The sequence below is a fragment of the Pseudomonas sp. NPDC089554 genome (assembly GCF_050280645.1).
Classification (GTDB): domain Bacteria; phylum Pseudomonadota; class Gammaproteobacteria; order Pseudomonadales; family Pseudomonadaceae; genus Aquipseudomonas.
This window is the reverse complement of the sequence record NZ_JBNNVR010000210.1, coordinates 1-1,015: the sequence shown is the minus strand read 5'-3', so window position 1 is coordinate 1,015 and position 1,015 is coordinate 1. Positions and strand designations below refer to the sequence as shown.

Annotated in this window: 1 protein-coding gene and 1 pseudogene; both read left to right on the top strand. The window is 63.1% G+C overall.

Annotated features, from left to right (window positions below):
* Window positions 1-277: pseudogene (locus tag ACQKPE_RS26610) on the top strand (heme o synthase); the annotation flags it as partial.
* Window positions 274-906 (top strand): SCO family protein, encoded by a 633-nt coding sequence (locus ACQKPE_RS26605; protein ID WP_427669659.1) that lies wholly within the window; start codon window positions 274-276, stop codon window positions 904-906. The pseudogene ACQKPE_RS26610 and the gene ACQKPE_RS26605, both read left to right, overlap by 4 nt.
* Window positions 907-1,015 lie beyond the last annotated feature (109 nt).

The window sequence follows — 1,015 nt, the reverse complement described above, 5'->3', positions numbered from 1 at the left end:
GGAGACCCACGGAGAGCGCTACACCAAGCTGCATATCCTGCTGTACACCCTGGTGCTGCTGGCGGTGAGCCTGCTGCCCTTCGCCATCCACATGAGTGGCCCGCTGTACCTGGCCTGCGCCCTGGGCCTGGGGCTGCGCTTCCTGCATTGGGCCTGGGTGTTGTACCGTGGCACTCGGCCGCACGCTGCGATCGGCACCTTCAAGTACTCTATCGCCTACTTGTTCCTGCTGTTCATCGCACTGCTCGTTGACCACTACTTGTTGCTGAATCTATGACCCGAACCCAGAAAACCGTCTTCATCCTCGTCGCCCTGGTCGCGTTGATCCTGGGCCTTACCGTCAACAAGGTGCTCAACAACCGCGGCCAGGCCAACCCGGCCGAGCTGATCGATGCAGGCATCATCCTGCTGCCGCAGAGCCGCACGGTGCCGGAACTGACCATGACCAACCAGGACGGCCAGCCGGTGGCGCTGGACCAGCTCAAGGGCAAGTGGTCGCTGTTGTTCTTCGGCTACACCTACTGCCCGGATATCTGCCCGACTACCCTCGCCCAGCTACGCCAGGTCAAGAGCGAGCTGCCGAAGGAGGCGCTGGCGCACCTGCAGGTGGTGCTGGTGAGCGTGGACCCCAACCGCGACACGCCGAGCCAGCTCAAGCAGTACCTGGGCTACTTCGACAAGGAGTTCGTGGGGGTGGCGGGGTCGATCGAGGACACCCAGAAGCTGGCCAATGCGTTGAGTATTCCGTTCATTCCGGCTGATACCAGCAAGCCGGGTTATACCGTGGACCACAGCGGCAACCTGGCCCTGGTTGGGCCGGATGGGCGTCAGCGTGGGTTCATTCGGGCGCCGTTCAACAACCAGAAGCTGCTGGCACAGTTGCCGGGGTTGGTTCAGCGCGATTGAGTGGTGCCTGAAAAGCTTCGCGGGCAAGCCCGCTCTTACAGGTTCGGTGGCCCTGCTGGCGCATCACCGACAAGGTGTCGCGCTCTACGGCATCCAGCTGCGCGGCCAC

Coding starts and splice junctions, on each gene's coding strand:
- ACQKPE_RS26605 (WP_427669659.1), top strand. CDS start 274: ATGACCCGAACCCAGAAAACCGTCTTCATCCTCGTCGCCCTGGTCGCG.